20 protein-coding genes are annotated in these 22,429 nt (G+C 68.1%); 13 read left to right on the forward strand and 7 right to left on the reverse strand.

Annotated features, from left to right (window positions below):
* The first annotated feature begins 15 nt into the window (after positions 1-15).
* Entirely contained in the window at positions 16-531 is a 516-nt protein-coding gene (locus tag AB0P11_RS04150; RefSeq protein WP_363520009.1) for a TetR/AcrR family transcriptional regulator C-terminal domain-containing protein, read from the forward strand.
* A gap of 30 nt (positions 532-561) precedes the next feature.
* Here the strand turns inward: AB0P11_RS04150 and AB0P11_RS04155 are convergent, their stop codons facing one another.
* Entirely contained in the window at positions 562-1,425 is an 864-nt protein-coding gene (locus tag AB0P11_RS04155; protein WP_363520012.1) for a DUF72 domain-containing protein, read from the reverse strand.
* 424 nt (positions 1,426-1,849) lie between these two features.
* Between AB0P11_RS04155 and AB0P11_RS04160 the strand changes: the two genes are divergently transcribed.
* On the forward strand, positions 1,850-2,239 hold the full coding sequence (locus AB0P11_RS04160; protein WP_053096818.1) for a hypothetical protein: 390 nt from the start codon (positions 1,850-1,852) through the stop codon (positions 2,237-2,239).
* Positions 2,240-2,244: 5 nt separating this feature from the next.
* Here AB0P11_RS04160 and AB0P11_RS04165 read toward each other — a convergent pair whose 3' ends face one another.
* Genes AB0P11_RS04165 through AB0P11_RS04175 form a run of 3 tightly spaced genes read right to left on the reverse strand, consistent with a single transcriptional unit; the run spans position 2,245 to position 8,041 of the window.
* On the reverse strand, positions 2,245-5,706 hold the full coding sequence (locus tag AB0P11_RS04165; protein ID WP_363520015.1) for an error-prone DNA polymerase: 3,462 nt from the start codon (positions 5,704-5,706) through the stop codon (positions 2,245-2,247).
* Positions 5,706-7,247, reverse strand: a complete 1,542-nt coding sequence (locus tag AB0P11_RS04170; RefSeq protein ID WP_056278978.1) for a DNA polymerase Y family protein — start codon at positions 7,245-7,247, stop codon at positions 5,706-5,708. Before AB0P11_RS04170 ends, AB0P11_RS04165 begins: the two co-directional genes overlap by 1 nt.
* On the reverse strand, positions 7,244-8,041 hold the full coding sequence (locus AB0P11_RS04175; protein ID WP_056278977.1) for a hypothetical protein: 798 nt from the start codon (positions 8,039-8,041) through the stop codon (positions 7,244-7,246). The genes AB0P11_RS04170 and AB0P11_RS04175 overlap by 4 nt, the downstream gene beginning before the upstream one ends.
* A gap of 132 nt (positions 8,042-8,173) precedes the next feature.
* Here AB0P11_RS04175 and AB0P11_RS04180 point away from each other — a divergent pair, with 132 nt between their 5' ends.
* Genes AB0P11_RS04180 through AB0P11_RS04200 form a run of 5 tightly spaced genes read left to right on the forward strand, consistent with a single transcriptional unit; the run spans position 8,174 to position 11,457 of the window.
* Positions 8,174-8,644 carry an A24 family peptidase gene (locus AB0P11_RS04180; protein ID WP_056278976.1) on the forward strand — a complete coding sequence of 157 codons (471 nt, stop codon included), beginning with the start codon at positions 8,174-8,176 and terminating at the stop codon, positions 8,642-8,644.
* A 38-nt stretch (positions 8,645-8,682) separates the two neighbouring features.
* Positions 8,683-8,895, forward strand: coding sequence for a hypothetical protein (locus AB0P11_RS04185; protein WP_042538484.1), 213 nt, complete (start codon positions 8,683-8,685; stop codon positions 8,893-8,895).
* Positions 8,888-9,532: a CYTH domain-containing protein gene (locus AB0P11_RS04190; protein ID WP_056278975.1), complete on the forward strand. Its 645-nt coding sequence runs from the start codon at positions 8,888-8,890 to the stop codon at positions 9,530-9,532. Before AB0P11_RS04185 ends, AB0P11_RS04190 begins: the two co-directional genes overlap by 8 nt.
* 54 nt (positions 9,533-9,586) lie before the next feature.
* Positions 9,587-10,741: a type III polyketide synthase gene (locus AB0P11_RS04195; RefSeq protein ID WP_230100706.1), complete on the forward strand. Its 1,155-nt coding sequence runs from the start codon at positions 9,587-9,589 to the stop codon at positions 10,739-10,741.
* Positions 10,738-11,457 (forward strand): methyltransferase domain-containing protein, encoded by a 720-nt coding sequence (locus tag AB0P11_RS04200; RefSeq protein WP_363520021.1) that lies wholly within the window; start codon positions 10,738-10,740, stop codon positions 11,455-11,457. Before AB0P11_RS04195 ends, AB0P11_RS04200 begins: the two co-directional genes overlap by 4 nt.
* A 56-nt stretch (positions 11,458-11,513) precedes the next feature.
* On the opposite strand, the gene lpdA is transcribed toward AB0P11_RS04200, so the two are convergent.
* Together lpdA and AB0P11_RS04210 are read right to left on the reverse strand one after the other, a co-directional pair.
* Entirely contained in the window at positions 11,514-12,911 is a 1,398-nt protein-coding gene (gene lpdA, locus AB0P11_RS04205; protein WP_363520024.1) for a dihydrolipoyl dehydrogenase, read from the reverse strand.
* Between the two features lie 9 nt (positions 12,912-12,920).
* Positions 12,921-13,580 (reverse strand): copper resistance CopC family protein, encoded by a 660-nt coding sequence (locus AB0P11_RS04210; RefSeq protein ID WP_363520027.1) that lies wholly within the window; start codon positions 13,578-13,580, stop codon positions 12,921-12,923.
* Positions 13,581-13,679: 99 nt separating this feature from the next.
* On the opposite strand from AB0P11_RS04210, the gene AB0P11_RS04215 reads away from it, so the two are divergent.
* From AB0P11_RS04215 to AB0P11_RS04225, 3 genes are all read left to right on the forward strand, one after another.
* A complete protein-coding gene (locus AB0P11_RS04215; RefSeq protein ID WP_150115087.1) occupies positions 13,680-14,165 on the forward strand; it encodes an FHA domain-containing protein in 486 nt (161 codons plus the stop codon).
* A complete protein-coding gene (locus tag AB0P11_RS04220; protein WP_056278971.1) occupies positions 14,165-14,851 on the forward strand; it encodes a MerR family transcriptional regulator in 687 nt (228 codons plus the stop codon). The genes AB0P11_RS04215 and AB0P11_RS04220 overlap by 1 nt, the downstream gene beginning before the upstream one ends.
* 99 nt (positions 14,852-14,950) lie before the next feature.
* A complete protein-coding gene (locus AB0P11_RS04225) occupies positions 14,951-15,496 on the forward strand; it encodes a MerR family transcriptional regulator (protein ID WP_053096796.1) in 546 nt (181 codons plus the stop codon).
* Between the two features lie 93 nt (positions 15,497-15,589).
* Here AB0P11_RS04225 and AB0P11_RS04230 read toward each other — a convergent pair whose 3' ends face one another.
* Positions 15,590-16,402: a ParA family protein gene (locus AB0P11_RS04230; protein WP_053099164.1), complete on the reverse strand. Its 813-nt coding sequence runs from the start codon at positions 16,400-16,402 to the stop codon at positions 15,590-15,592.
* A 94-nt stretch (positions 16,403-16,496) separates the two neighbouring features.
* On the opposite strand from AB0P11_RS04230, the gene AB0P11_RS04235 reads away from it, so the two are divergent.
* The 3 genes from AB0P11_RS04235 to def all read left to right on the forward strand — a co-directional run bounded on the left by AB0P11_RS04235 (position 16,497) and on the right by def (position 22,402).
* On the forward strand, positions 16,497-19,904 hold the full coding sequence (locus AB0P11_RS04235) for a pyruvate carboxylase (protein WP_230100709.1): 3,408 nt from the start codon (positions 16,497-16,499) through the stop codon (positions 19,902-19,904).
* A gap of 66 nt (positions 19,905-19,970) precedes the next feature.
* Positions 19,971-21,911 (forward strand): MinD/ParA family protein, encoded by a 1,941-nt coding sequence (locus AB0P11_RS04240; protein ID WP_363520033.1) that lies wholly within the window; start codon positions 19,971-19,973, stop codon positions 21,909-21,911.
* Positions 21,911-22,402 (forward strand): peptide deformylase, encoded by a 492-nt coding sequence (def, locus tag AB0P11_RS04245; protein WP_072591465.1) that lies wholly within the window; start codon positions 21,911-21,913, stop codon positions 22,400-22,402. The genes AB0P11_RS04240 and def overlap by 1 nt, the downstream gene beginning before the upstream one ends.
* Positions 22,403-22,429 lie beyond the last annotated feature (27 nt).

Here is a 22,429-nt window from a genome sequence, read left to right on the forward strand (position 1 = left end):
GGAGAGCCGTTCGGGGTGAACGCGATCGCGCGCAGGCTCGGTGTCCGGCCCTCTTCGCTGTACAACCATGTCGACGGCATGGACGGCATCATCGAGCTGATGCGCGGCCGTCTGGTCGAGGACTACCGAGTGAGGCCCGAGGAGAAGCAGTGGGACGACTTCCTGGTCGATCTGCTCAGACAGCAGCGCCAGATGTATGCCGATCACCCGCAGCTCGTACCGCTGCTGATCGGCAAGACGATCACTCATCCGGCGGTCATCGCCGCCTACGACGACCTGGCGACCGCTCTCGTCGACGGCGGTTTCCCCGAGGACGAGGTGCTCACGGTGATCGCGATCATCGACGCATTCGCGATCGGCTTCGGCCTCGATCTGGCATCGCCGGACGAGGTCTGGGAGCCCGGGGAGGGGACGCGGACGCTCGGGCGCGTGATGGAGGGCGCGGAGCGCGGGACAGCCCGCGCGGATCGGACCTTCGAACTCGGCGTCGGTTTGCTGGTCGATTCGCTCCGTGCTCGCCTCACCCGATGACCCGGGAGCCGGTGGAGCGGCGGTGACTGCTCAGGATCCGGTGCGTGCGGCGACGAGCGCCTGGAGCGCTGCCGCATCGTGCGGTGCGTGCCCGCGCGCGTCGTTGTCGAAGTAGACGTACACGTCGCGCGGTCGGCCGTCGCCGGCGCCCGTGCCGTCCGACCAGGCGCAGAGCAGCTCGGCCCATTCGTCGAGCTCGGCGGCGGTGTAGGCGCTGTGATAGAGCATCTGTGCGCCATGAAGCCGGACATAGACGACCTCGCTCGTCAGGGCGTCGAAACGCGGCCATCTGCCGGCGGTGTCGGCGATGACGAGCGAAGCGCCGTGGTGACTGAGGATGCGCAGTGCCTCAGGATCGTCGAATGTCTGCGACCTCGGCTCGATCGCGTAACGGATCGGCTGGTCGCTCTCGAGCTCCGTCCAGGCTCGTCCGTCGAGACGCGAGTCGTGCGTCATCGCCAGCTTCTGAGCATCGCCCGTCGTGCGGGGGAGTGAATCGAGGAATCGTTCCAGGACCCCGGCGTCGAACTTCTCACGCTCCGGCAGCTGCCAGAGGATCGGTCCGAGTTGGGTTCCGAGGGCGAGGATGCCGGAGGCGAAGAAGTTGGCGAGTGCCTGTTCCGTGTCGCGGAGCCGCAGCATGTGCGTCACATAGCGGGATCCCTTGATGGCGAAGCTGAAGTCGTCAGGCACCTCGCTGCGCCAGCGACGGTAGCTATCCGGGCGTTGCAGCGAGTAGAACGATCCGTTGAGCTCGACGGTGGGGAAGTGCTGTCCGATGTGATCGAGCTCCCGGCGTTGAGGCAGACCCCGGGGATAGAAGTCACCGCGCCAGCTGGCGTACCGCCAGCCCGACACGCCTATCCTCACCTGCGCAGCGCGTGCGGCGGTCATCGACTAATCCTCCTCCGCTGCCGCCGTGATTCGGGCGGCGTGAGGCGACGATAGGTGCGATGCCGTAGATGGGGAGCGGGGTTGACGCCCGTGGGCCACGTTGGTCGCGACGTGCTCTCTCGCTCGGCTGTACGTGAAGACGAGGATCGCGCGTGGTGCGAGGACTGGTTGCCCTCTCGAGTCGTCCAACCCCATTTGGATCACTCGAGAGGGCTCACCGTCCTTCCCGGACGGTAGGGGAGGCGGCGAAGATTTTCGCTGCTCTCTCGACTGATATCCCCAGATGTTCAGCCGGTAGCCCCCGCTACTCCTTGCAGAATATCGCTTAATAGCTCTGTCCGCCATTTGGGGGACAAAGAAATCTACGAATGTTTCTTCCAAGACTGGGGCTTGCCGCGAGAACGTGCACTCATAGAGTGGGTTCATGGACAGAAAGCTCGTGCTGAACGCGCACCTCGCCATCGCCCACGGGCACCGCGTCGAGGTGACGGAGCGCATCGACGAGCTGACCGGAGAGTCGCTGATCCTGTCGGTCAGAGACCTCGACACGGGCATCCGGTATCGCCGCGTCGAAGAGCCGCGGGGTGAGTTCCTCCGGTGGCTCGGCCGTGTCGTCGACTGTACCGTGACCATCGGCGGCCACTCCTCGCAGACGACTCTCACCGTCGACGCCGATCGCGACGGATCAGGGGCGACGAGCGCCAGGGCTGCTCTGAACGGGGCGGATGCGGCGGTCGACGCCGCGAAGGCTGAAGCCGATCGCTGGGGCGGCGGAGACCGCGTCCCCGAGCCCGAGCCCGAACGCTTCTGGTGAGCCGGTCACCGGAAGTCCCTCGAACGATGCGTCACCCCCGTTCGGAGATCTTCGAACGCGTCGGCGAGGACGTTCACGACGCCCTCCGCTGAACGCTCGAGGATGCCGCGGATGATCAGCGCAGGAGAATCGCGCGCCACCCGGTGGTAACGACCCCACACCCCAGTCGAGCAGATGACGTTGACGAGACCGGTCTCATCCTCGAGGTTGAGGAAGGTGACACCGGCTGCGGTCGCCGGACGTTGACGGTGGGTCACAAGACCGGCGACCTCGATGCGTCGCCCCGTCTCGTTGCTCTGCAGATCTGCTGAGGTGAGCACGCCCCGTTCGCGCAGGAGCCCGCGGAAATGCGCCATCGGATGGTCGTCGGTCGAGACGCCGGTCGCCCAGAGATCTGCGGAGAGCCGCTCATAGCTGGACTGATCGCTGAACAGCGGCGGTTGCACGGCGATCGTCGTGCCGGGAAGGAACCGGGATCGGTCTTCAGCGGCTGCCCCGGACAGCCAGATCGCCTCTCTGCGCTGGAGGCCGAGGCACTCGAACGCGCCGGCGGTCGCCAGGGACTCCAGCTGCGCAGCGGTGGCATCCGTGCGCCTCACCAGATCGTTCAGATCGCGGAAAGGTCCGGCTGCCTCGCGCTCGGCGACGATCTTCTCCGCCAGTTGAGTGCCGATGCCGCGCACACCGCTGAGACCCATGCGCACCGCATAGGCGCCATCTCGACGGTGTGCCGCCGATTCGTCCGGAGAGGAGCGATCGAAGCGCGGCACCCGGGGCTGCAGAGGGTCGCTGCAGGTGTCCCGCCCCGTCGGCATCCGCAGCGGTGAGCCCTCGAGGGGTTCGAGAGTCTCGGTGGCCCCCGAGGCGTGCAGATCGGGTCGACGCACCTCGACCCCGTGTCGTCGTGCATCCGCGGTGAGTGTCGACGCGGAGTAGAAGCCCATCGGCTGCGACCGGAGGAGCCCCGCGAGGAACGCCGCGGGATAGTGCAGCTTGAGCCAGGAGCTCGCATAGACCAGGAGCGCGAAGGACAACGAGTGGGACTCTGCGAATCCGAAGTTCGCGAAGGCCTGGATCTGCGCGTAGATGCGATCCGACTGCTCGGCGGAGAGTCCGCGTCTGGTCATCCCCGCGTAGAGCTTGTCTCGCACCTTGTCGATCTTCTCGAGCCCGCGCTTGGACCCCATCGCGCGTCTGAGCAGATCGGCCTCGTCGGCGGTGCAGTCGCCGATGGCCGTCGCCATCTGGATCAGCTGCTCCTGGAAGATTGGGATGCCCAGTGTCCGCTCGAGGATCGGCTTGAGGTCATCGTGCGGATACGGGATCTCGAGCACCACGGGCTCTTCGCCACGGGCGGCTCTGGCGAGATTCTCCTCGTCGAGCGCATCCTTCGCCATCTTGCGGCGGACGAAGGGATGCACGGCCCCGCCCTGGATGGGCCCGGGGCGGATCAGCGCGATCTGGATGGCGAGGTCGTAGAAGGCCCGAGGCTGCAGGCGGGGGAGAAGGCCGATCTGCGCACGGGATTCGACCTGGAACACCCCGATCGAGTCGGCGCGGCAGAGCATGTCGAAGACGGCCGGCTCTTCTTTCGGAAGGGTCTCGAGCGTCCACCGCTCACCCGTGGCGTCGTGGATCAGGTCGAAGCAGTGCTGGAGCGCAGCCAGCATCCCGAGCCCGAGGAGATCGAACTTCACCAGCCCCATCCAGGCCGCGTCGTCTTTGTCCCACTGGATCACCGTGCGGTTCTCCATGCGTGCATGCTCGACGGGAACGACCTCGCCGACAGGACGCGCGGTGAGCACCATGCCGCCGGAGTGGATGCCGAGATGCCGGGGAGCCTTCAGCAGTTCGCCCGCGTAGTCGAGCACGTTCGCCGGGATGTCGTGCTCGTCGGCCACCTCGAGTCCGGCGCTCCACCCATCGACCTGCCGGGACCAGGCATCCTGCTGTCCCGGAGAGTAGCCGAGAGCTCTCGCCATGTCGCGCACCGCGTTCTTCGGACGGTACTGGATGACGTTCGCCACCTGTGCCGCACGTTCGCGTCCGTACTCGCGGTACACCCACTGGATGATCTCCTCGCGGCGATCGGAGTCGAAATCGACATCGATGTCCGGTTCTTCCTGTCGGGTCGTCGCGAGGAAGCGCTCGAAGGGCAGACGGTAGAGGATCGGGTCGACGGCGGTGATGCCGAGCAGATAGCAGACGGCGCTCGCCGCGGCCGAGCCGCGCCCCTGGCACAGGATGCCGCGACGGCGCGCTTCGGCGACGATGCCGTGCACGATGAGGAAGTAGCCGGGGAAGTCCTTCTCCTCGATCACATCGAGCTCGCGTCCGATCCTGCGACGGCCGTCGGCATCCAGGCGCGGATACTTCGTCGGCACGGCCTCCCACACCAGGTGGCGCAGCCAGCTCATCGGCGTGTGTCCGTCAGGGACCTCCTGCTTCGGGAGGGCAGGTCGTGCACGGCGGAGGGAGAAGGCCGACGCTGCGGCGAGTTCGAGGCCGTAGGAGATCGCACCGGGGTGGCGCCGGAAGCGCGCTGCCATCTCCGCGCCGCTGCGCAGATGCGCTCCTCCGTGAGTCGGAAGCCACCCGTCGAGCTCGTCCATGCTGCGCACGGCGCGCACGGCGGCGACCGCTTCGGCCAGTGATGCACGCTCGGGCGCTGCATAGTGCACGTTGTTCGTCGCCACCACCGGCAGTCGCATCCGTCTGGCGAGATCGGCGAGAGCGTCGTTGCGTCGTGTGTCCAGCGGGTCGCCGTGGTCAAAGAGCTCGACGGCGACGTGATCCTGGCCGAACAGATCCACCAGTCGGCGCAGCGGCGTCTGAGCATCTCCCGCCTCTAGGCCACGGCGGACCCCGCCCTTCCGGCATCCGGTGAGGATCGTCCAGTGCCCGTCTGAGGCGGCTGCCAGCTCCTCGAGGTCGTAGACGGGGCGGCCCTTCTCGCCACCGCGCAGGTGGGCGGCCGTCATCGCGCCGGAGAGACGGTGGTAGCCCTCCAGCCCGTCGGCGAGCACCAGCAGATGGTCGCCGACGGGATCGGGGGCGCCCCGCTGCGGTGCGTCGAGGCCGAGCGAGAGCTCTGCGCCGAACACGGTCTGGACGCTCACATCCATCAGCTCTGCGACCTCGGCGAAGCGGGCAGCACCGTAGAAGCCGTCGTGGTCGGTGAGCGCCAGTGCAGTGAGTCCGAGACGCTCGGCCTCGGCGAGCAGGTCCTCCGGTGAGGAGGCGCCGTCGAGGAAGGAATAGGACGAATGCGCATGCAGCTCGGCGTACGGGACGGCGTCCTCTGGCCTGCTGACGGACGTCGGTGGGTTCCGTGTGCGCTTGGTGCTGACGGGGCCGGGGTCGGGTCGGCTGCCGGGCGGGATGCCTCCCGTCGGGTAGGGCGATTCCTCGCCGCTGAGAGTGCGCTCCAGCTCGTTCCAGGACAGGGGAGGGTTGTGCCAGCCCATCAGCGGTACCTCCCCTCAGCCCACCACCGGCCTCCGGTGCAGAAGACGAGCCAGGCCCGATCATGATCGTCGACGATCTGCAGGCGGTGCCCTCTCTTGCCGCCGGAGTCCTCCCATCGGCGTTCATGGATCGGCCACGGACCGGCCCACGCCTGAACGTCGTCGCCGTCGATGCGAGCGGGCGCCGCCGAGAGCGCACCCCGTTCGTCGACGAGGACGGTCTCGCCGTCAGGGGAGAGCACTCCGATGGGGCGAGGAGGGCGGAACACCTCGGCGGGGAGAGGGTCGGGAAGGCTCCCCGGCCAGGGCTGCGCTGGGTCTCTGGGGGCGACGGAGCGTTCGCCCCACGGAGTGAGCACCTGACGATCGGCGAGCCAGCGCCCGCCGGAGAGGGCAGCGGTGACGACGCCCTCGTGGCCGAGCATCGTCTGCACGCGCGAGATGGCGTGATGCAGGCGTTCATCAGTGCCGGACCCGAAGAGGCCGGGCTGGTGATGGGCGGCATCGTCGACCGCCACGGGGACGATCCGCACCAGAGAGATTCCGCCGAAGGCACGAGCCTCATCGACCGGCTCCTTCGCGGATTCGGCTCCCAGTGCTTCGAGCTGCCAGCGCACCCGGTCGACGAGATCAGCGGCATCGAAGCAGGTGGGATGCAGCCAGGGGCGCGAGAACACCTTGCCGTCGTCGTCGGTGAGGTCGATGCGGACCTCGGTGCACACCACCGAGGCCTCACCGAGGGCGAGCATGACCGCATCGGCCGTCTGCCGCACGGCGAAGGCCACCTGATCGGCTCCGGCGAGTGGCGAGTCGAACTCGATGGAGCGAACGAGCTCGGGGTCAGGAGGTCGTGCCACCACCGCGCGGGAATCGGCGCCGGCGGCGAGGGCGTGCAGACGCGCGCCGCGCTCGCCGAAGCGATCGCGCACCTCGATCTCGTCGAGGGCCGCGAAGTCGCCGAGCGTGCGCACACCGAGCCGGACGAGCAGACCGGTGAGCTGCTCGTCTCTCAGAACGTTCACCGGGAGTGGGGCGAGGAAGTCCTTCGCGAGTCCTGCAGGTACGACGGTGCACGGTGCGCTCCCTCGCGCGGCGAGCTCGGCGGTGAAGGGACCGTCGGCGATGCCCACGCGCACCTCGGGGAACCCGGCGTCGGTGAGGATGTCGATCAGGGCACGCCCCGCCTCGGCCTCGCCGTCGTGATAGCGCGCGATGCCCCGTGCCCGCACCGCCGCCAGCCCTGGACGCAGCAGTGCCGCACCGGGCGCGTGCTTCTCGATGAGTTGCAGCACGGGGAGGAACGCTCTCTCATCGCGGGCGGGGTCGTGGGGCATCACGCGCAGTGACGAGATATGGCCCTGAGCGACGCGGCGACGTTGGCCGGCGCGCACGCCGTGCTCCCTCGCCGATGCGGTGCACGCCACGACGGTGTTCGCATGCACCAGAGCGGTCGGCGGATGAGGCGGTGGCCCGCCGAGAGCTGCTCTCAGCGGCCAATCGGGAAGCCACAGGACGAGGACACGGAGTGGAGCGGCGGTCATCCGGCCACCGCCAGACGCGGGTACTCGAGCGGAGCGGCCTCGCCGCCGCGCAGGCCGGTCAGCCCTGTGATCTCGGCCATGGTCTCGGTGGCGACGTGCTCCGCCGGCAGCTCTTCCACTGCGCCGTGGGAGCCGGGAAGACGCACGCGCACGCTCGACGTCAGCGGACTGTGCCTCGTCCGCGCCGACACCGTCGCCGTGGAGCCTTCGATGAGCCCCCACCCCTCGCCGATGCCGAGCCAGTGCTGGTCGTGCAGCCGGATGGACCCCTCGCTCTGCGGCCAGGCGCCGGACTCCGCGGACTCGGTGACGAGCAGGGTGCTCCCGCGGTCGCGCAGCCGTGCGCTCAGTCGGGACACATCCGCATCGCGGGCCCTGCCTCCGGGCTGCACGGCGATCAGCGGAACCACCTCGGCGAGTGCAGAGGCCACGGCGAGCCAGCGGTCTCCTGGTTCGGGGACGAGGATCAGGCGAGGAAGCGCGATTCCGAACGCCGCTGCGGCTTCGACACCCAGTGTGGGCATGCCCACGACCGCGCACCAGTGGCCCTTGCCCGAGGCCGCGGCGAGCAGTGCGAGGACGAGACTGGGGGAGGGAGAGACGGTGTACGTCGCCCCCGTCTGCAGCCCCTCTTCGGGGAGCAGCGAGGAGAAGGCCGGATCGAGAGGGAGAAGCGGGTGCTCGCTGCGTCTGCGCTGCATGCGGCTGATCTCCCGGCGCAGCCGAAGAACCTCTCCGGCGCGGGAGTCGCCAGCCGGAGAGAGCGCGGTCACCGCATCGAGCCCGATCCCCATGAATCCATCCTCGAAGATATGTACTAATAAAGCAACTGGAGTAGATGACGATAGTTCGAACCTCCGACATCGCGGCGTGACGTTATCCACACGCGGTCATCGCCGCCGTCCGAGTTCTCCTAACCTGCGGGCATGGATCTCCGTACTGTGGCCGTCGTGACCGTTCATCTGGCCCTGTTCGCGATCGCCTGCCGACTCGTCGCCGTCGACATCCGCACGCATCGGCTGCCGAACCGGATCGTGCTCCCCACCCTCGCGGCGCTCATCGTGCTCGGAGTCGTCGACGCCATCACGGTCGGCCAGAGCGCCCCATTGGTCAGGGCCGTATCCGGGTTGCTGATCCTCGGCGGCTTCTACGCGGCGCTCCGTCTGCTCAGCCGGGACGGCATGGGCGGAGGCGATGTCAAGCTCGCCGCCGTCATCGGTCTGGTCCTCGGATGGCACAGCTGGCAGGCGCTCGCCGTGGGAGCAGCATCCGCCTTCGTGCTCGGCGCCGTGTTCTCCCTCTCGCTGATGATGCTCCGCAGGGCGGACGGCTCCACGCGGATCGCCTTCGGACCGTGGATGATCATCGGCGCGCTCCTCGGCATCCTGATGGAGTGAGGCGCCGTGCAGGGTGCCGTCGGCGATAGGGTGAGGACATGGCACTCGCACGACTTCACGGCGGCCCGCTCGACGGGCAGATCATTCCTCTCGGCGACGCGGACGACAAGCTGATCGTCCCCTACAGCGAGACCCAGGTGGTGTACAACCGGCGCGGTGACGCGCAGAACACCGGCGACACCGACGGTCCCACCGAGATCGACTACTGGTACGACGAATCCCTCGAGGACATCAGCCCGTCGGATGACTGAGCACCCCAGCGAGTCGCCGTCTGGCTCCGAGCCCTCCAGGGTCGTCGAGGTCGAGCGCAAGTACGACGTCGATGACTCCACGCCCCTTCCGGTGTGGGTGGGGATCCCCGGAGTGGATGCCGTGTCGTCCGGAGAGGTGCGCGAGCTCGACGCTCGCTACTTCGACACCGTCGATGCACGGCTCTCCCGTGCAGGGGTAGCCCTTCGTCGCCGCACCGGCGGCCCCGATGCCGGATGGCACATCAAGGGACCGCGAGAAGGTGACGGTCGCCTCGAGATCGGCTGGCCCCTGGGCGAAGACGACAGCATCCCGGATGCCGTGACCGAGACCATCTCGCGATGGGCGACGGCGCCGCTCACACCCCTCGCGCGGATCGAGAACACCCGCACGGCGTACCTGCTCACCGGGACGGCCGGAGTCGTCGCCGAGTTCGTCGATGACCGCGTTCGCGCGACCGATCTCCGACACGACGTGCAGCGGGAATGGCGGGAGTGGGAGTTCGAGCTCGGCCCCGCCGCGCCTGCCGATGCGGCGGGGCGAGCAGCCCTCTTCGACGCCGTGGAGCGGGTCGTCTCCGATGCCGGGGGTCGCGACGCGTCATCCGGCTCGAAGCTCGCGCGTGCTCTGGGTTTCTGACGCCCGATGCAAGCCCCTTCCGTGCTGGCGCGCGGTCATGCTTGAGTGACAGACATGACCCGCGCTGCCGTGCTCCGCTCATTGCGGACGATCGTTCCCGACACCGTCATCGAGCAGCACGAGGTGCGCGACATCTTCGCCTCGCAGCCCGATGTCGGACGCCTCGCCCAGCGGATCATCGGGGCGTCGTTCAACGGCTCGGGCATCGACACCCGCCACACCGTCATCCGAGAACTCTCGCCCGCGGCCGGCACGGACGACAAGATGTTCTTCGACCGTGAGACGGGCCGCCTGCAGTCGCCGGGCACCGCAGCCCGCAACGACCTCTATACGCGCGAGGCGTCGCGTCTCTTCGTGGAGGTGGCGCGCAGCGCCTTGGACGCAGACCCCGACATCGTCGCCGCAGACGTCACGCACGTCATCACCGCATCCTGCACGGGCTTCCACGCGCCGGGCCCCGAGTACGAGATCGTGCGCGGACTGGGGCTGTCCGACAGCGTGCAGCGCTATCACCTCGGATTCATGGGCTGCTACGCCTCGCTGCCGGCGCTCCGTGCGGCGAGCCAGTTCTGCGCAGCCGACCCCACGGCCGTGGTGCTCGTGGTCAGCGTCGAGCTGTGCACCGTGCACCTTCGCTCGTCGGAGGACCCGGATCTCATCGTCGCCAACTCGCTCTTCGCCGACGGGGCGGCCGCCGGCATCGTCACCGCACGCGACCTCGCCACTCCTGTTCCTGCGGTGCGTCTCGACGGCTTCCACACGGCGATAGCCGCGGAGGGCGAGAAGGACATGGCCTGGACCATCGGCGACCACGGCTTCGAGATGATCCTGTCGACGAAGGTGCCGCAGATCATCGGGGAGACCATCATCGGTGCGATCCGTCCGCTGTACGCGCGCGAGGGCGAGCTCGCAGCCGCGTTCGACGAGGGGCGTGTGGGGGAGCGGGTGGAGCACTGGGCCATCCACCCCGGTGGACGCAGCATCCTCGACCGCGTGCAGGAGCGACTGAATCTCAGCGACGATCAGCTCTTCCCGGCCCGGGAGACGCTGCGCGAGAACGGCAACATGTCGAGCGCCACTGTGCTCTTCGTCATCAAGCGGATCCTCGACGACGGCGCGGGGGACGGGTCGCGCGTCGCCGCGATGGCCTTCGGCCCTGGGCTGACCGCCGAGAGCGCACTGATGACGGTCACCACCGGCATCTCGTGAGACACGACCTCTCGACACGCGCCACCGAGGCGCGCGAGCTCATGGACGACCCGCATGCGGACATCGGGATGCTGGAGCGCACCTACCGGCGCTTCCGTCTCGTGAACGCGCTCGTCTCCCGACCCCGACTGCTCTATCGCCAGGACATCCTGCCGCGCGCCCGCCGTGGCCCGATCCGCATCCTCGACATCGGCGCGGGTGGCGGAGACGTATGCCGGATGATCGCGGCGCGAGCGCGGCGAGCGGGTCTCGAGGTGGAGATCACGGCGCTGGACGCCGACGAGCGGGCGATCCGCTGGGCGGCGGAGCACGATGGAGGAGCCGGCATCGCATATCGCTGCGCCTTCTCGTCAGACCTCGTGGCGGAGGGCGAGCAGTTCGACGTGGTCTTCTCGAATCACGTGCTGCACCACCTCACCGGGGCGGAGCTCGACGGCCTGCTGCGGGACTCCGAGGCGCTCGTCGGCAGCGGCGGTGTCGTGGTGCACCGCGACATCGCCCGCAATCGACTCGCCTACGTGCTGTACGACGTCGCGACGTGGATCCTCGCGGGCACGCTGTTCCGGGGCTCGTTCATCCGAGAGGACGGCCTCATCAGCATCCGTCGCTCGTACACGAGGGGAGAACTCGCCGCGCTCGTGCCGTCCGGGTGGACCGTGCACTTCGGACTCCCCTCGCGGCTGGAGCTGCGCAGGCGAGCCGACGCGGTCTCATGACGCGCGAAGGCCCGGCCACGCGTGAGCGTGCCGGGCCTTCGAGTCGATCGCGGTGATCAGAAGTTGATCATGTGACCTGCGAGGCCGTGGAAGCCCTCCTGCAGCGCCTCCGAGAGCGTCGGGTGCGTGTGCACGTTGCGAGCCAGCTCGAGGGCCGTGAGGTCCCACTTCTGGGCCAGCGTCAGCTCGGGCAGGAGTTCCGACACGTCGGGGCCGATCATGTGGGCGCCGATGAGCTCGAGGTGCTCGGCATCGGCGATCAGCTTGACGAATCCGACGGGCTCGCCGAGTCCGTGCGCCTTGCCGTTGGCCATGAACGGGAACGTCGCGACCTTGATCTCGCGTCCCTCGTCCTTCGCCTGCTGCTCGGTGAGGCCGAACGAGGCGACCTGCGGCGAGCAGAACGTCGCGCGCGGCATCATGCGGTAGTCACCCAGCGTCTGCGTCTCCGCGCCGCCGATGGTCTCTGCGGCCACGACCCCCTGCGCCTCGGCCACATGGGCCAGCTGCAGCTTGGCGGTGACGTCGCCGATCGCGTAGATGCCCTCGACGTTCGTGCGCATGTGGTCGTCGATGTCGATCGCGTCGCGCTCGGTGAGCTTCACGCCGGTGGCCTCGAGACCGAAGCCTTCGATGTTGGGGGCGAAGCCGACCGACATGAGCACCTTGTCGGCCTCGATCGAACTCTGCTGACCGTCCTTGCCGGTGTAGGAGACGGTGACGGACGAGCCGTTGTCCACGACGGACTCGACCTTGGTGGAGGTCAGGATGTCGACGCCGTAGTTCTTGTACTGCTTGGCGATCTCCTTCGACACGTCGGCATCCTCGTTGGGGAGGGCACGGTCGAGGAACTCGATGATGGTGACCTTGACGCCGTAGTTCGTCATCACATACGCGAACTCCATGCCGATGGCGCCGGCGCCCACGATGACGATGGACTTCGGCAGCTCGCGCGAGAGGATCTGCTCTTCGTACGTCACGACGTTGTCGCTGAGCTGGACGCCCGGAAGAAGTCGGACCTTCGAGCCCGTGGCGATGATCGCGTTGTCGAAGGTGACCTCTTCGGTCGAGCCGTCGGACTTCGCGACCGAGATCGCCTTCGGGCCCGTGAAGGTGCCGCGACCGTCGTACTCGGTCACCTTGTTCTTCTTCATCAGGAAGTGGATGCCCTTGACGCGACCGTCGGCGACGACGCGGCTGCGGTCGAACGCCTTGCCGTAGTCGATCGTGAACTCACCCGAGATGCCGAAGAAGTCGGCCTTGTGGTTGAGCGTGTGCGCGAGCTCCGCGTTCTTCAGAAGAGCCTTGGAGGGGATGCAGCCCACGTTGAGGCACACACCGCCCCAGTACTTCTCTTCGATGATGGCGGTGGACAGACCGAGCTGCGCGCTGCGAACCGCAGCGACGTATCCGCCAGGACCTGCACCGAGGATGACGACATCGTAATGTGGCATGCCTTAAGCCTATCGCTCCGAGGAGAGGTCGGAATCGGCGGATGCCGGGTCGCGACGACCGCGGACGACGAGCCAGACGACGATGCCGACGATCACGAGGACGCCGACGATCGAGAGCACCCAGATAGTCGTCATCGGCGCCGCTGAGTCGTCGCTCTCGGGGGCCGGGGTGGCGTCCGTCCCGGGGCCCGCGGTCGCAGCCGGCTCGGGTGCTGCGGTGGCGCTGGCAGTGGGCTCGGAGCTCGGCTCCGAGGTGGGCGCGGCCTCCGTGCTGTTCGTGACCGTGAAGTCGAACTCTCCCGAGGTCGGATGGCCGTCGCTCGACACGACCTTCCAGATCACGTGATAGCCGCCGGCTGGGGCCTCGGCGGCGAGCGGCTGAGTGACGATCGCCCCCTCGACCGTGGCGGTTCCGTCGGTGACCGAGTTGCCGGACGGATCCGTCACGACGACCTCGGTCGCGCCGGTCTCGTCGATGAGCTTCGCGCTGAAGGTGAGCGTCAATTCGGTGGGAAGCGTGTCGACCGTGCTGTCGGCCTCGGGGGAGGAGGCGAGCAGGCTGTCGTGGGCCGAGGCGGAGAGAGGTGCGAACAGCACGAGGAATGCGGTCAGGAGGGCGGCCGCAAGGGTGATCGGAGCTGCGGGGAGGCGACGGGCTGTGGTTTTCACGTGATCAGCCTATGAAGTGTCGGTATGCGGTGCCTGATAGTGACGCGAGCTCCCGCGAGCGCCGTCCGATCAGTTAGTCTGGAGGACTAGGAGGGCATAGTGACAGACAGCCAGAATCGATCGGGCGGAGACGCCGCGATCCACCGTCCCGGCGAGCAGAGGCACGACGTGACGCAGACGTTCGGGCATGACTCGGACCTCTCCTTCGTGCCTTTCGGCGTGGAGCTCACCGACGTGGAGCAGGGCGCCATCGCGGCCCTTCCCTCCGGTTCCGCACTGCTTCTCGTGCGCTCCGGAGCTCTTGCGGGGGCCCGCTACCTTCTCGACACCGATGTGACGACCGTGGGGCGCCACCCCGAAGCCGACATCTTCTTCGACGACGTGACCGTCTCGCGCCGCCATGCGGAAGTGACTCGCAACGGATCGACGTTCGAGATCATCGACCAGCGTTCGCTCAACGGCACGTATGTGAACGGTGAGCGCGTCGACCGCAGTCCGCTGGTCGACGGCACCGAGCTTCGCGTCGGCAAGTTCCGGTTGAATTTCTTCGCCTCTCCCGTCGATCGCGTCGCGGCGATCGACTGATGGCGGCTTCCCCCGCCCGCGAACGCTCAGCGTCCGCGGGCCTTCTGAGCATCGGGCAGGTGCTGGCCCGGCTCACGCCCGAGTTTCCCGAGCTCACCTCCAGCAAGCTCCGTTTCCTCGAGGTGCAGGGGATCGTCAGCCCGTCGCGCACGGAGTCCGGCTACCGCAAGTTCTCGCAGGCCGACATCGAGCGACTGCGTCTCGGTCTCACGCTGCAGCGCGACCACTACCTGCCGCTCAGCATCATCCGCGAGCAGCTCGACGAGGCAGAGGCGAACGGTGAATCCGCGACCCTGGCTCCGCCGCCCTCGATCGCGCCCACTCCCCGGCGCTACCGCCGAGGAGAGCTGCTGTCGGCAGCAGGCGCGGGCCCCCAGCTTCTCAACGACGCGATCAGCACCGGCGTGATCGTCGCGCAGGAGAGCTACCCCGAGTCGACCGTCACGCTGCTTCGCGGCCTGGTCGCCCTCGATCGCCACGGCATCGAGCCCCGCCACCTGCGCTCGCTGAGGCAGGGTGCCGAGCGAGAGGTCGCGCTGATCGAGTCTGCGATGTCGTCTCTGCTGCGTCGTACGGACGCCGCGTCGAGGGCGAAGGCGAGTGAGATGGCACCGAGCCTCGCCTCGAAGATCGACGAGGTGCGCTCGCTCTTCGTCAAGGACGCGCTCACCAGGTTGCTTTCGTAACGAACTGATTGCGACACACCTTCGGTGTCCCACGGATGTCATTGCCGGTGCCGGAGGCCTGCTCTAGCGTGGAGGTAATAGCTCCAGGGAGGATTTCAAATGAATGCGGATGAGCGTGCAGGCGACCCGCGGTTCGTGCCGGAACTCCTCTTCACCGACGGTCTGCCGGCGATGGACGACGAGGTCGGCTACCGCGGTGCGGTAGCGGCGCGGGCGGCCGGCATCACCTACCGGCAACTGGACTACTGGGCTCGCACCGAGCTGGTGGAGCCCACGGTGCGCGGCGCCAGCGGTTCCGGGTCGCAGCGTCTCTACGGCTTCCGCGACATCCTCGTGCTCAAGCTCGTGAAGAGCCTTCTCGACACCGGCATCTCGCTGCAGCAGATCCGCACGGCGGTCGATGAACTCCGCCGCGCCGGCATCCGCGATCTCGCAGGAACGACGCTGATGAGCGACGGAGCCTCCGTCTACCTGTGCACCTCGAACGACGAGGTCATCGACCTGGTCAGTCGCGGTCAGGGAGTGTTCGGCATCGCTGTGGGCAAGGTCCTCCGCGAGGTCGAGTCGACGCTCGTCGAGTTCGATGCGACAGTGCCCGACCCGGTCGACGAGCTGTCGGCACGGCGCTCGAAGCGTTCCGCCTGAGCATTCGCCACCGAAGTCCCGCGAGCAGAGTCGCGCGACACGAAGAAACGGCCACCCTCGCGAGAGGATGGCCGTTCTGCTGTCCGGGGTGAGTCAGGCCTGCACGCCCGAGTCGGCGACCTGGATCCGGCCGGTGCGGATGATCCGGTCGAGCAGCTGATCGAAGTCGGAAGCGAGCTCCTGGGCCGAGTCGCCCGGCCAGATGTGGAGCGGCTTGGCTGCTCCCTGAGCCTGCTGCAGCGAGGTGCGCTCGGGAAGCTGGGGGGAGAGCACGAGCGGACCGAACATGTCGCGCAGCTCCTTGATGCGGAACTGATGCTCGATCGACTGGGGGCGCACCCGGTTCACGACGATGCCGAGAGGCTGGAGTCGGGGGGAGAGGCCGCGACGGATCTCTTCGATCGCGCGCAGCGCGCGGTCGGCCGCAGCCACGGAGAAGAGCCCGGGCTCTGTGACGACCATCACCCGATCGCTCGCTGCCCACGCGGTGCGGGTGAGGGCGTTCAGCGACGGGGCGCAGTCGATGAGGACGAGGTCGTAATCGGCCTCGACGGCAGCGAGCGCCTCTTCGAGCTTCCAGACGTCGCGCACGCTCGGGTGCGGGCCGTCGAAGTTGATCGCGGACGGACTGCCGATCAGCACGTCGATGGTCCCGGGGTGCACCTTCGCCCAGCCGCTCGAGGTGATCGCCTGACGGACGACCTTCTCCTTCGGGTTCGCCAGGACATCGGCGATGTTGAGCCGACCTGCCACCTGGATGTCCATCCCGGTGGACACATCGGACTGTGGGTCGAGGTCGACGACGAGCGTTCGGACACCACGGGCGAAGGCTGCTGAGGCCAGGCCGAGTGTCACGGTCGTCTTGCCGACGCCTCCCTTGAGAGAGCTGACGCTGAGTACGTGCACGAACACCACGTTACCTTCCCCTAGGCTGGGTGCACACTCAGCCCCGCCCCATGCGCGCCGTATCCCGATGCGTATCGAGCTTCCAGAGGTGTGCATGTTCCAGAAGATCCTTGTGGCGAACCGCGGCGAGATCGCGATCCGTGCCTTCCGTGCGGCTTTCGAAGTCGGGGCCAGGACTGTGGCGGTGTTCCCGCACGAGGACCGTGGTTCGGTCCATCGGCTCAAGGCCGACGAGGCCTACGAGATCGGCGAACGCGGTCATCCGGTGCGCGCCTACCTCGACGTCGATGAGATCATCCGCGTCGCGAAGGATGCCGGGGCAGATGCGATCTACCCCGGATACGGCTTCCTCTCGGAGAACCCGGAGCTGGCCGAGAAGGCCGCCGCCAACGGCATCGTCTTCATCGGGCCCCCTGCGAAGGTCCTCGAGATGGCGGGCAACAAGGTCGAGGCCAAGCGTCATGCCATCGAGGCCGGCGTTCCGGTGCTCCGTTCGACGGAGGCGTCCGATGACATCGATGCACTCGTCGCCCAGGCCGCCGAGATCGGCTTCCCGCTGTTCGCGAAGGCCGTCGCCGGCGGTGGCGGACGCGGCATGCGACGCGTCGAGTCCGCAGGTGAGCTCGCTCCGGCACTCGCAGAGGCCATGCGCGAGGCCGCCAGCGCGTTCGGCGATCCGAGGATGTTCCTCGAGCAGGCGGTCCTTCGTCCTCGGCACATCGAAGTGCAGGTCCTCGCCGACAAGACGGGCGAGACCGTGCACCTCTTCGAGCGGGACTGCTCCGTGCAGCGCCGTCACCAGAAGGTGGTGGAGATCGCCCCGGCGCCGAACCTCGACGACGGCATCCGCACCGCGCTGCACGGCTACGCCGTCGCGTTCGCCCGTTCCATCGGATACGAGAACGCGGGAACGGTCGAGTTCCTGCTCGAGACGGCGGGGGAGCGCACCGGCGAGGTCGTCTTCATCGAGATGAATCCGCGCATCCAGGTCGAGCACACGGTCACCGAGGAGGTGACCGACGTCGATCTCGTGCAGAGCCAGATGCGCATCGCGGCCGGACAGACGCTCGCGGAGCTCGGCCTCGAGCAGAAGGATCTCCATGTGCGGGGAGCTGCGCTGCAGTGCCGCATCACGACGGAGGATCCCACTCAGGGGTTCCGTCCGGACACCGGCAAGATCACCACATACCGCTCACCGGGTGGCGCAGGGATCCGGCTCGACGGCGGCACCGTCCATCAGGGCGCGCAGATCAGCCCGCACTTCGACTCGATGCTCGCGAAGCTGACCTGCCGTGGTCGCGACTACCCTGCTGCGGTGGCGCGCGCGCGGCGCGCGCTGGCGGAGTTCCGCATCCGCGGCGTCTCGACGAACATCCCGTTCCTGCAGGCGCTGCTCGAGGATGACGCGTTCATCGCCGGCGACGTGAGCACGTCCTTCATCGACGAGCGTCCCGACCTGCTGCGCGGACGCGAGTCGAAGGATCGCGGTACCCGGATCCTGAACTGGCTGGTGGACGTGACGGTCAACAAGCCCCACGGCATCCACCCCGGCTCGTTGGATCCGCGGGCCAAGCTTCCGGCCGTGGACCTGTCCGCCACCCCGGCATCCGGTTCACGGCAGCGCCTGCTCGAGTTGGGACCGGAGGGCTTCGCGAAGAGCCTCCGCGCGCAGAGTGCCCTCGCCATCACGGACACGACCTTCCGTGATGCGCACCAGTCGCTCCTGGCCACCCGGGTGCGCACGAGGGATCTCGTCGCGGTCGCACCGCACATCGCCAGGCTGACGCCGGAGCTGTTCTCGGTCGAGGCCTGGGGAGGTGCCACCTACGACGTCGCTCTGCGCTTCCTGGGCGAAGACCCCTGGGAGCGTCTCGACAAGCTGCGGGCCGCCCTTCCGAACGTCGCGATCCAGATGCTTCTCCGGGGACGCAACACCGTGGGCTACACGCCCTACCCGACGGCGGTCACCGAAGCGTTCGTGAAGGAGGCGGCGGCGAGCGGGGTCGACATCTTCCGTATCTTCGATGCCCTCAACGACATCGAGCAGATGCGCCCAGCGATCGACGCGGTGCGGAACACGGGTACGGCCATAGCCGAGGTGGCGCTCTGCTACACCGGCGACTTGCTGAACCCGGCCGAGGACCTGTACACCCTCGACTACTACCTGAATCTCGCCGAGCAGATCGTCGGGGCCGGCGCGCACATCCTGGCGATCAAGGACATGGCGGGCCTTCTGCGTCCTGCGGCGGCGGCGAAACTCGTCACCGCGCTGCGCGAGCGCTTCGATCTGCCCGTGCATCTGCACACGCACGACACCCCCGGCGGACAGCTCGCCACCCTGCTCGCCGCCAGCGCGGCGGGTGTGGATGCGGTCGACGCGGCATCCGCTCCGCTGTCCGGCACGACCAGCCAGCCCTCGCTCTCATCTCTCGTCGCCGCGCTCGCGCACACGGATCGGGACAGCGGCATCTCTCTCGACAGCGTCTCGAACCTCGAGCCGTACTGGGAGGCGGTCCGCCGGATGTACGCGCCGTTCGAATCCGGACTTCCGGGCCCCACAGGCCGGGTCTACCACCACGAGATCCCGGGCGGCCAGCTGTCGAACCTGCGTCAGCAGGCGAAGGCGCTCGGCCTCGCAGAGGACTTCGAGCTGATCGAGGACATGTACGCCGCCGCCGATCGGATCCTCGGCCGGGTTCCCAAGGTGACCCCCTCGTCGAAGGTGGTCGGCGATCTCGCGCTGCACCTGGCAGCGGTGAAGGCGGACCCCGCCGATTTCGAGGCGAATCCCGAGAAGTACGACGTGCCCGACTCCGTCGTCGGGTTCATGGCGGGTGAACTCGGCGACCTCCCGGGCGGATGGCCCGAGCCCTTCCGCACCAAGGTTCTGGCGGGACGGTCGGTGCGCACAGGCATGACGGAGATCTCGGCCGACGATGAGGCGGCCCTCGCAGGTGACGGTGCGACCCGTCGGGCGAGACTGAACACGCTGCTGTTCCCCGCGCCGATGCGCGAGTTCACCGAGCGACGCGACGTGTTCGGCGATCTCTCGGTGCTCGACACGGCCGACTACCTCTACGGTCTCGTCCAGGGGCAGGAGCACGTCGTCGAGATCGATCGCGGCGTCCAGCTGTACGTGGGGCTCGAAGCCATCGGCGATGCGGACGACAAGGGCATGCGCACCGTCATGACGACGCTCAACGGTCAGCTGCGACCGGTGTTCGTGCGCGACAGATCGGTGGCAGTGGACGTGCACGAGATCGAGAAGGCCGACACCTCGGTGCCCGGTCAGGTGGCCGCACCGTTCTCGGGCGTCGTGACGCTCAAATCGGAGGTCGGCGACTCGGTGCGCGCCGGTGAACCGGTCGCATCCATCGAGGCGATGAAGATGGAGGCCGCCATCACGGCCCCCGTCGACGGTGTGGTCGAGCGCCTCGCGATCGGTGCGACGCAACAGGTCGAGGCCGGCGATCTTTTGGTCGTGATCCGCCCGGCGCACTAATCTTGTGCGGGCGAGGCCGCGTTCGACGCAACGCACCCGAGGCCCGCACAAGCTTGGAGTGACACAGTGACCCCGAAGAACGTGGCAGACAACCCGGACGATGAGTCCAGAGGGGTCCTCGACGACGCGACGTCGTTGGACACCTCGGCGATCGGGATCCTCGGCACCGCGCAGGTGAGCGTGGTGTTGCCGACGGACGATGACGACGACCTGGAAGACGACGGCGTCATCGAGGGCGAGGTCGTCGCGGATCTGATCGTCGACGAGCCCGTCGCCGCGGCGAAGGCTGCGGCGGAGATCGCACCGGCACCGCTCGGTGCGGCGCCGATGATCATCGAGCTGCCGCCGGAGCCCGCGAAGAAAGAGATCCAGCGACCCGAAGTCGAGGCGGAAGCAGAGCCCCAGGCGGAGCCTGAGCCTGCGGTAGAGCCTGAGTCTGAGGTCGAGCCTGAGTCCGCAGTCGAGCTTGAGCCTGAGCCTGAGCTCGAAGTTGAGCCTGAGGTCGAGCCCGAGCCTGAGCCTGAGGTCGAGCCCGAGCCCGAGCCCGAGCCTGAGCCTGAGCCTGAGGTCGAGTCCGAGCCTGAATCTGAGGTCGAGTCTGAGTCTGAGGTCGAGCGTGAAATCGAGCCCGAGCCCGAGCCCGAGCCCGAGCCCGAGCCCGAGCCCGAGCCCGAGCCCGCGGTCGCTCCCGCGACCGAATCGCAGTCGGAGACCGAACAGGACGCTCAGCCCGAGCCCCGGCGCACGCGTGAAAGCACTCCGGTGACTGCATCAGCCACGGATGCCGGCGCCGTTCCGTCCGCCAAGCCGGCTGCAGCGCCTGCTGACGCCGTCGCCGCGGAGGAGGCCGCTGCCGCCGCGGCGTTCATCGCCAAGGCGAAGGCGGACTTCGACGCCGCGCCGACCTCGAGGAGAGCATCGGCGGCATCATCTCTCGCCAAGAAGGAGACTTCGGCAATGGACGCACAGAAGCCCAGGAACGCCGTGGCACCCGCGACTCGATCGACCCGTGCCGACGTGCAGCTCGCGTCGAAGCGTCTGGACGACCTCGGCGACTCCTCTCGCGAGAGCGCCGACCTCCTCACCGCCGACAGACTGCTCGATCCGCACCGTCTCACCAAGCCCGAACCTGAAGGGGCGTGGAGTCACTTCCTCTACGCCATCTCGGGGCGTCGGATCAACATCGGTGACGGACGCCGCGCCCGCGAGCGGAAGGCTCTGAGCGCGCGGATCGCCGCTCCGATCGTCGGGGGAGCGCGGTTCGTCCCCGTGCTGTCGCGGAAGGGCGGAGTCGGCAAGACGACGATCACCGCTCTGCTGGGCATGGCCCTCGCCGACGCCAGGGACGATCGCGTCATCGCGGTCGACGCCAACCCCGACCGCGGCACCCTCGCCGAGCGCGTGGTGCGGCCGCACCACAACAAGTCGGTGCGCGACCTCGTCCGCATCCATGACGAGGTCAGGGGGTATCACGACATCTCTGCGATCGTCGCGCGAGATGCCACCCGCCTCGACGTGCTCGCGTCCGACTCGGACCCTCGGATCGCCGAGGCGTTCAGCGACAGCGACTATCGCGACGTGGCAGGCGTCGCCGCGCACTACTACTCGCTCGTGCTCACGGACACCGGAACCGGCATCGTGCACTCGGTCATGTCGGCCACGCTCGATCTGGCCGATCAGATCGTGATCGTGTCGGGGCTGAGCGTCGATGAGGCGCGGCTGGCGTCGGAGACCCTGACGTGGCTCGAGAGCAACGGGTACGCCGAGCAGGCCCGCGAGGCGGTCGTGGTGCTGAACCAGTCGACGCCCGGCGCCCCGCTGGTGCGCCTCAACGAGCTCGAAGCGCATTTCGGCACGAGGGCGAAGCATGTGGTGCGGATGCCGTATGACTCGCAGATCGCCGGGGGCGGGACCATCGTCTTCGCCAATCTCCAGCCTGAGACACGGGTGGCGGCACGGGAGCTGGCTGCGCTGCTCGTCGAAGGTCTGCGGGCGAAGGGCGCCTGATGGCGGTCCGTGAGATCCGGGTCTTCGGAGACCCCGTGCTTCGCACCGTCTGCGCACCGATCGACCGTATCGACGAGGGGGTGCGCGCGCTCGTCGCCGATCTGATCGACACCGTCGAGCTGCCTGGCCGTGCCGGTGTCGCGGCTCCGCAGATCGGCGTCGCGCTCCGCGCCTTCAGCTACAACATCGACGGTGACATCGGTTACGTGCTCAATCCCGTCCTGACCGAGGTCCGGGGTGAGCCGGTGCCCACGGGGGAGGGCTGCCTGTCGGTTCCCGGCCTGTGGCACGACGCCCTGCGACACCCGTGGGCCCGCGTCGAGGGCATCGACCTCGACGGCGAGCCGGTGGTGCTCGAAGGAAGCGGTCTGCTGGCGCAGGCGCTCCAGCACGAGACCGATCACCTCGATGGGAAGCTCTACCTCACGAGGCTGGATGCCGAGACCCGCAAGCGTGCGATGCGCGAGGTCAGAGAGAGCGCCTGGTTCTGATCCCCGGACACTGAGAAAGGCCCGCCG

It is taken from the genome of Microbacterium sp. NPDC079176 (assembly GCF_040686675.1).
Classification (GTDB): domain Bacteria; phylum Actinomycetota; class Actinomycetes; order Actinomycetales; family Microbacteriaceae; genus Microbacterium.

Coding starts and splice junctions, on each gene's coding strand:
- AB0P11_RS04160 (WP_053096818.1), top strand. CDS start 1,850: ATGGACAGAAAGCTCGTGCTGAACGCGCACCTCGCCATCGCCCACGGG.
- AB0P11_RS04155 (WP_363520012.1), bottom strand. CDS start 1,425: ATGACCGCCGCACGCGCTGCGCAGGTGAGGATAGGCGTGTCGGGCTGG.
- AB0P11_RS04225 (WP_053096796.1), top strand. CDS start 14,951: ATGAATGCGGATGAGCGTGCAGGCGACCCGCGGTTCGTGCCGGAACTC.
- AB0P11_RS04180 (WP_056278976.1), top strand. CDS start 8,174: ATGGATCTCCGTACTGTGGCCGTCGTGACCGTTCATCTGGCCCTGTTC.
- AB0P11_RS04170 (WP_056278978.1), bottom strand. CDS start 7,247: ATGACCGCCGCTCCACTCCGTGTCCTCGTCCTGTGGCTTCCCGATTGG.
- lpdA (WP_363520024.1), bottom strand. CDS start 12,911: ATGCCACATTACGATGTCGTCATCCTCGGTGCAGGTCCTGGCGGATAC.
- AB0P11_RS04165 (WP_363520015.1), bottom strand. CDS start 5,706: ATGGGCTGGCACAACCCTCCCCTGTCCTGGAACGAGCTGGAGCGCACT.
- def (WP_072591465.1), top strand. CDS start 21,911: ATGGCGGTCCGTGAGATCCGGGTCTTCGGAGACCCCGTGCTTCGCACC.
- AB0P11_RS04235 (WP_230100709.1), top strand. CDS start 16,497: ATGTTCCAGAAGATCCTTGTGGCGAACCGCGGCGAGATCGCGATCCGT.
- AB0P11_RS04220 (WP_056278971.1), top strand. CDS start 14,165: ATGGCGGCTTCCCCCGCCCGCGAACGCTCAGCGTCCGCGGGCCTTCTG.
- AB0P11_RS04185 (WP_042538484.1), top strand. CDS start 8,683: ATGGCACTCGCACGACTTCACGGCGGCCCGCTCGACGGGCAGATCATT.
- AB0P11_RS04190 (WP_056278975.1), top strand. CDS start 8,888: ATGACTGAGCACCCCAGCGAGTCGCCGTCTGGCTCCGAGCCCTCCAGG.
- AB0P11_RS04195 (WP_230100706.1), top strand. CDS start 9,587: ATGACCCGCGCTGCCGTGCTCCGCTCATTGCGGACGATCGTTCCCGAC.
- AB0P11_RS04175 (WP_056278977.1), bottom strand. CDS start 8,041: ATGGGGATCGGGCTCGATGCGGTGACCGCGCTCTCTCCGGCTGGCGAC.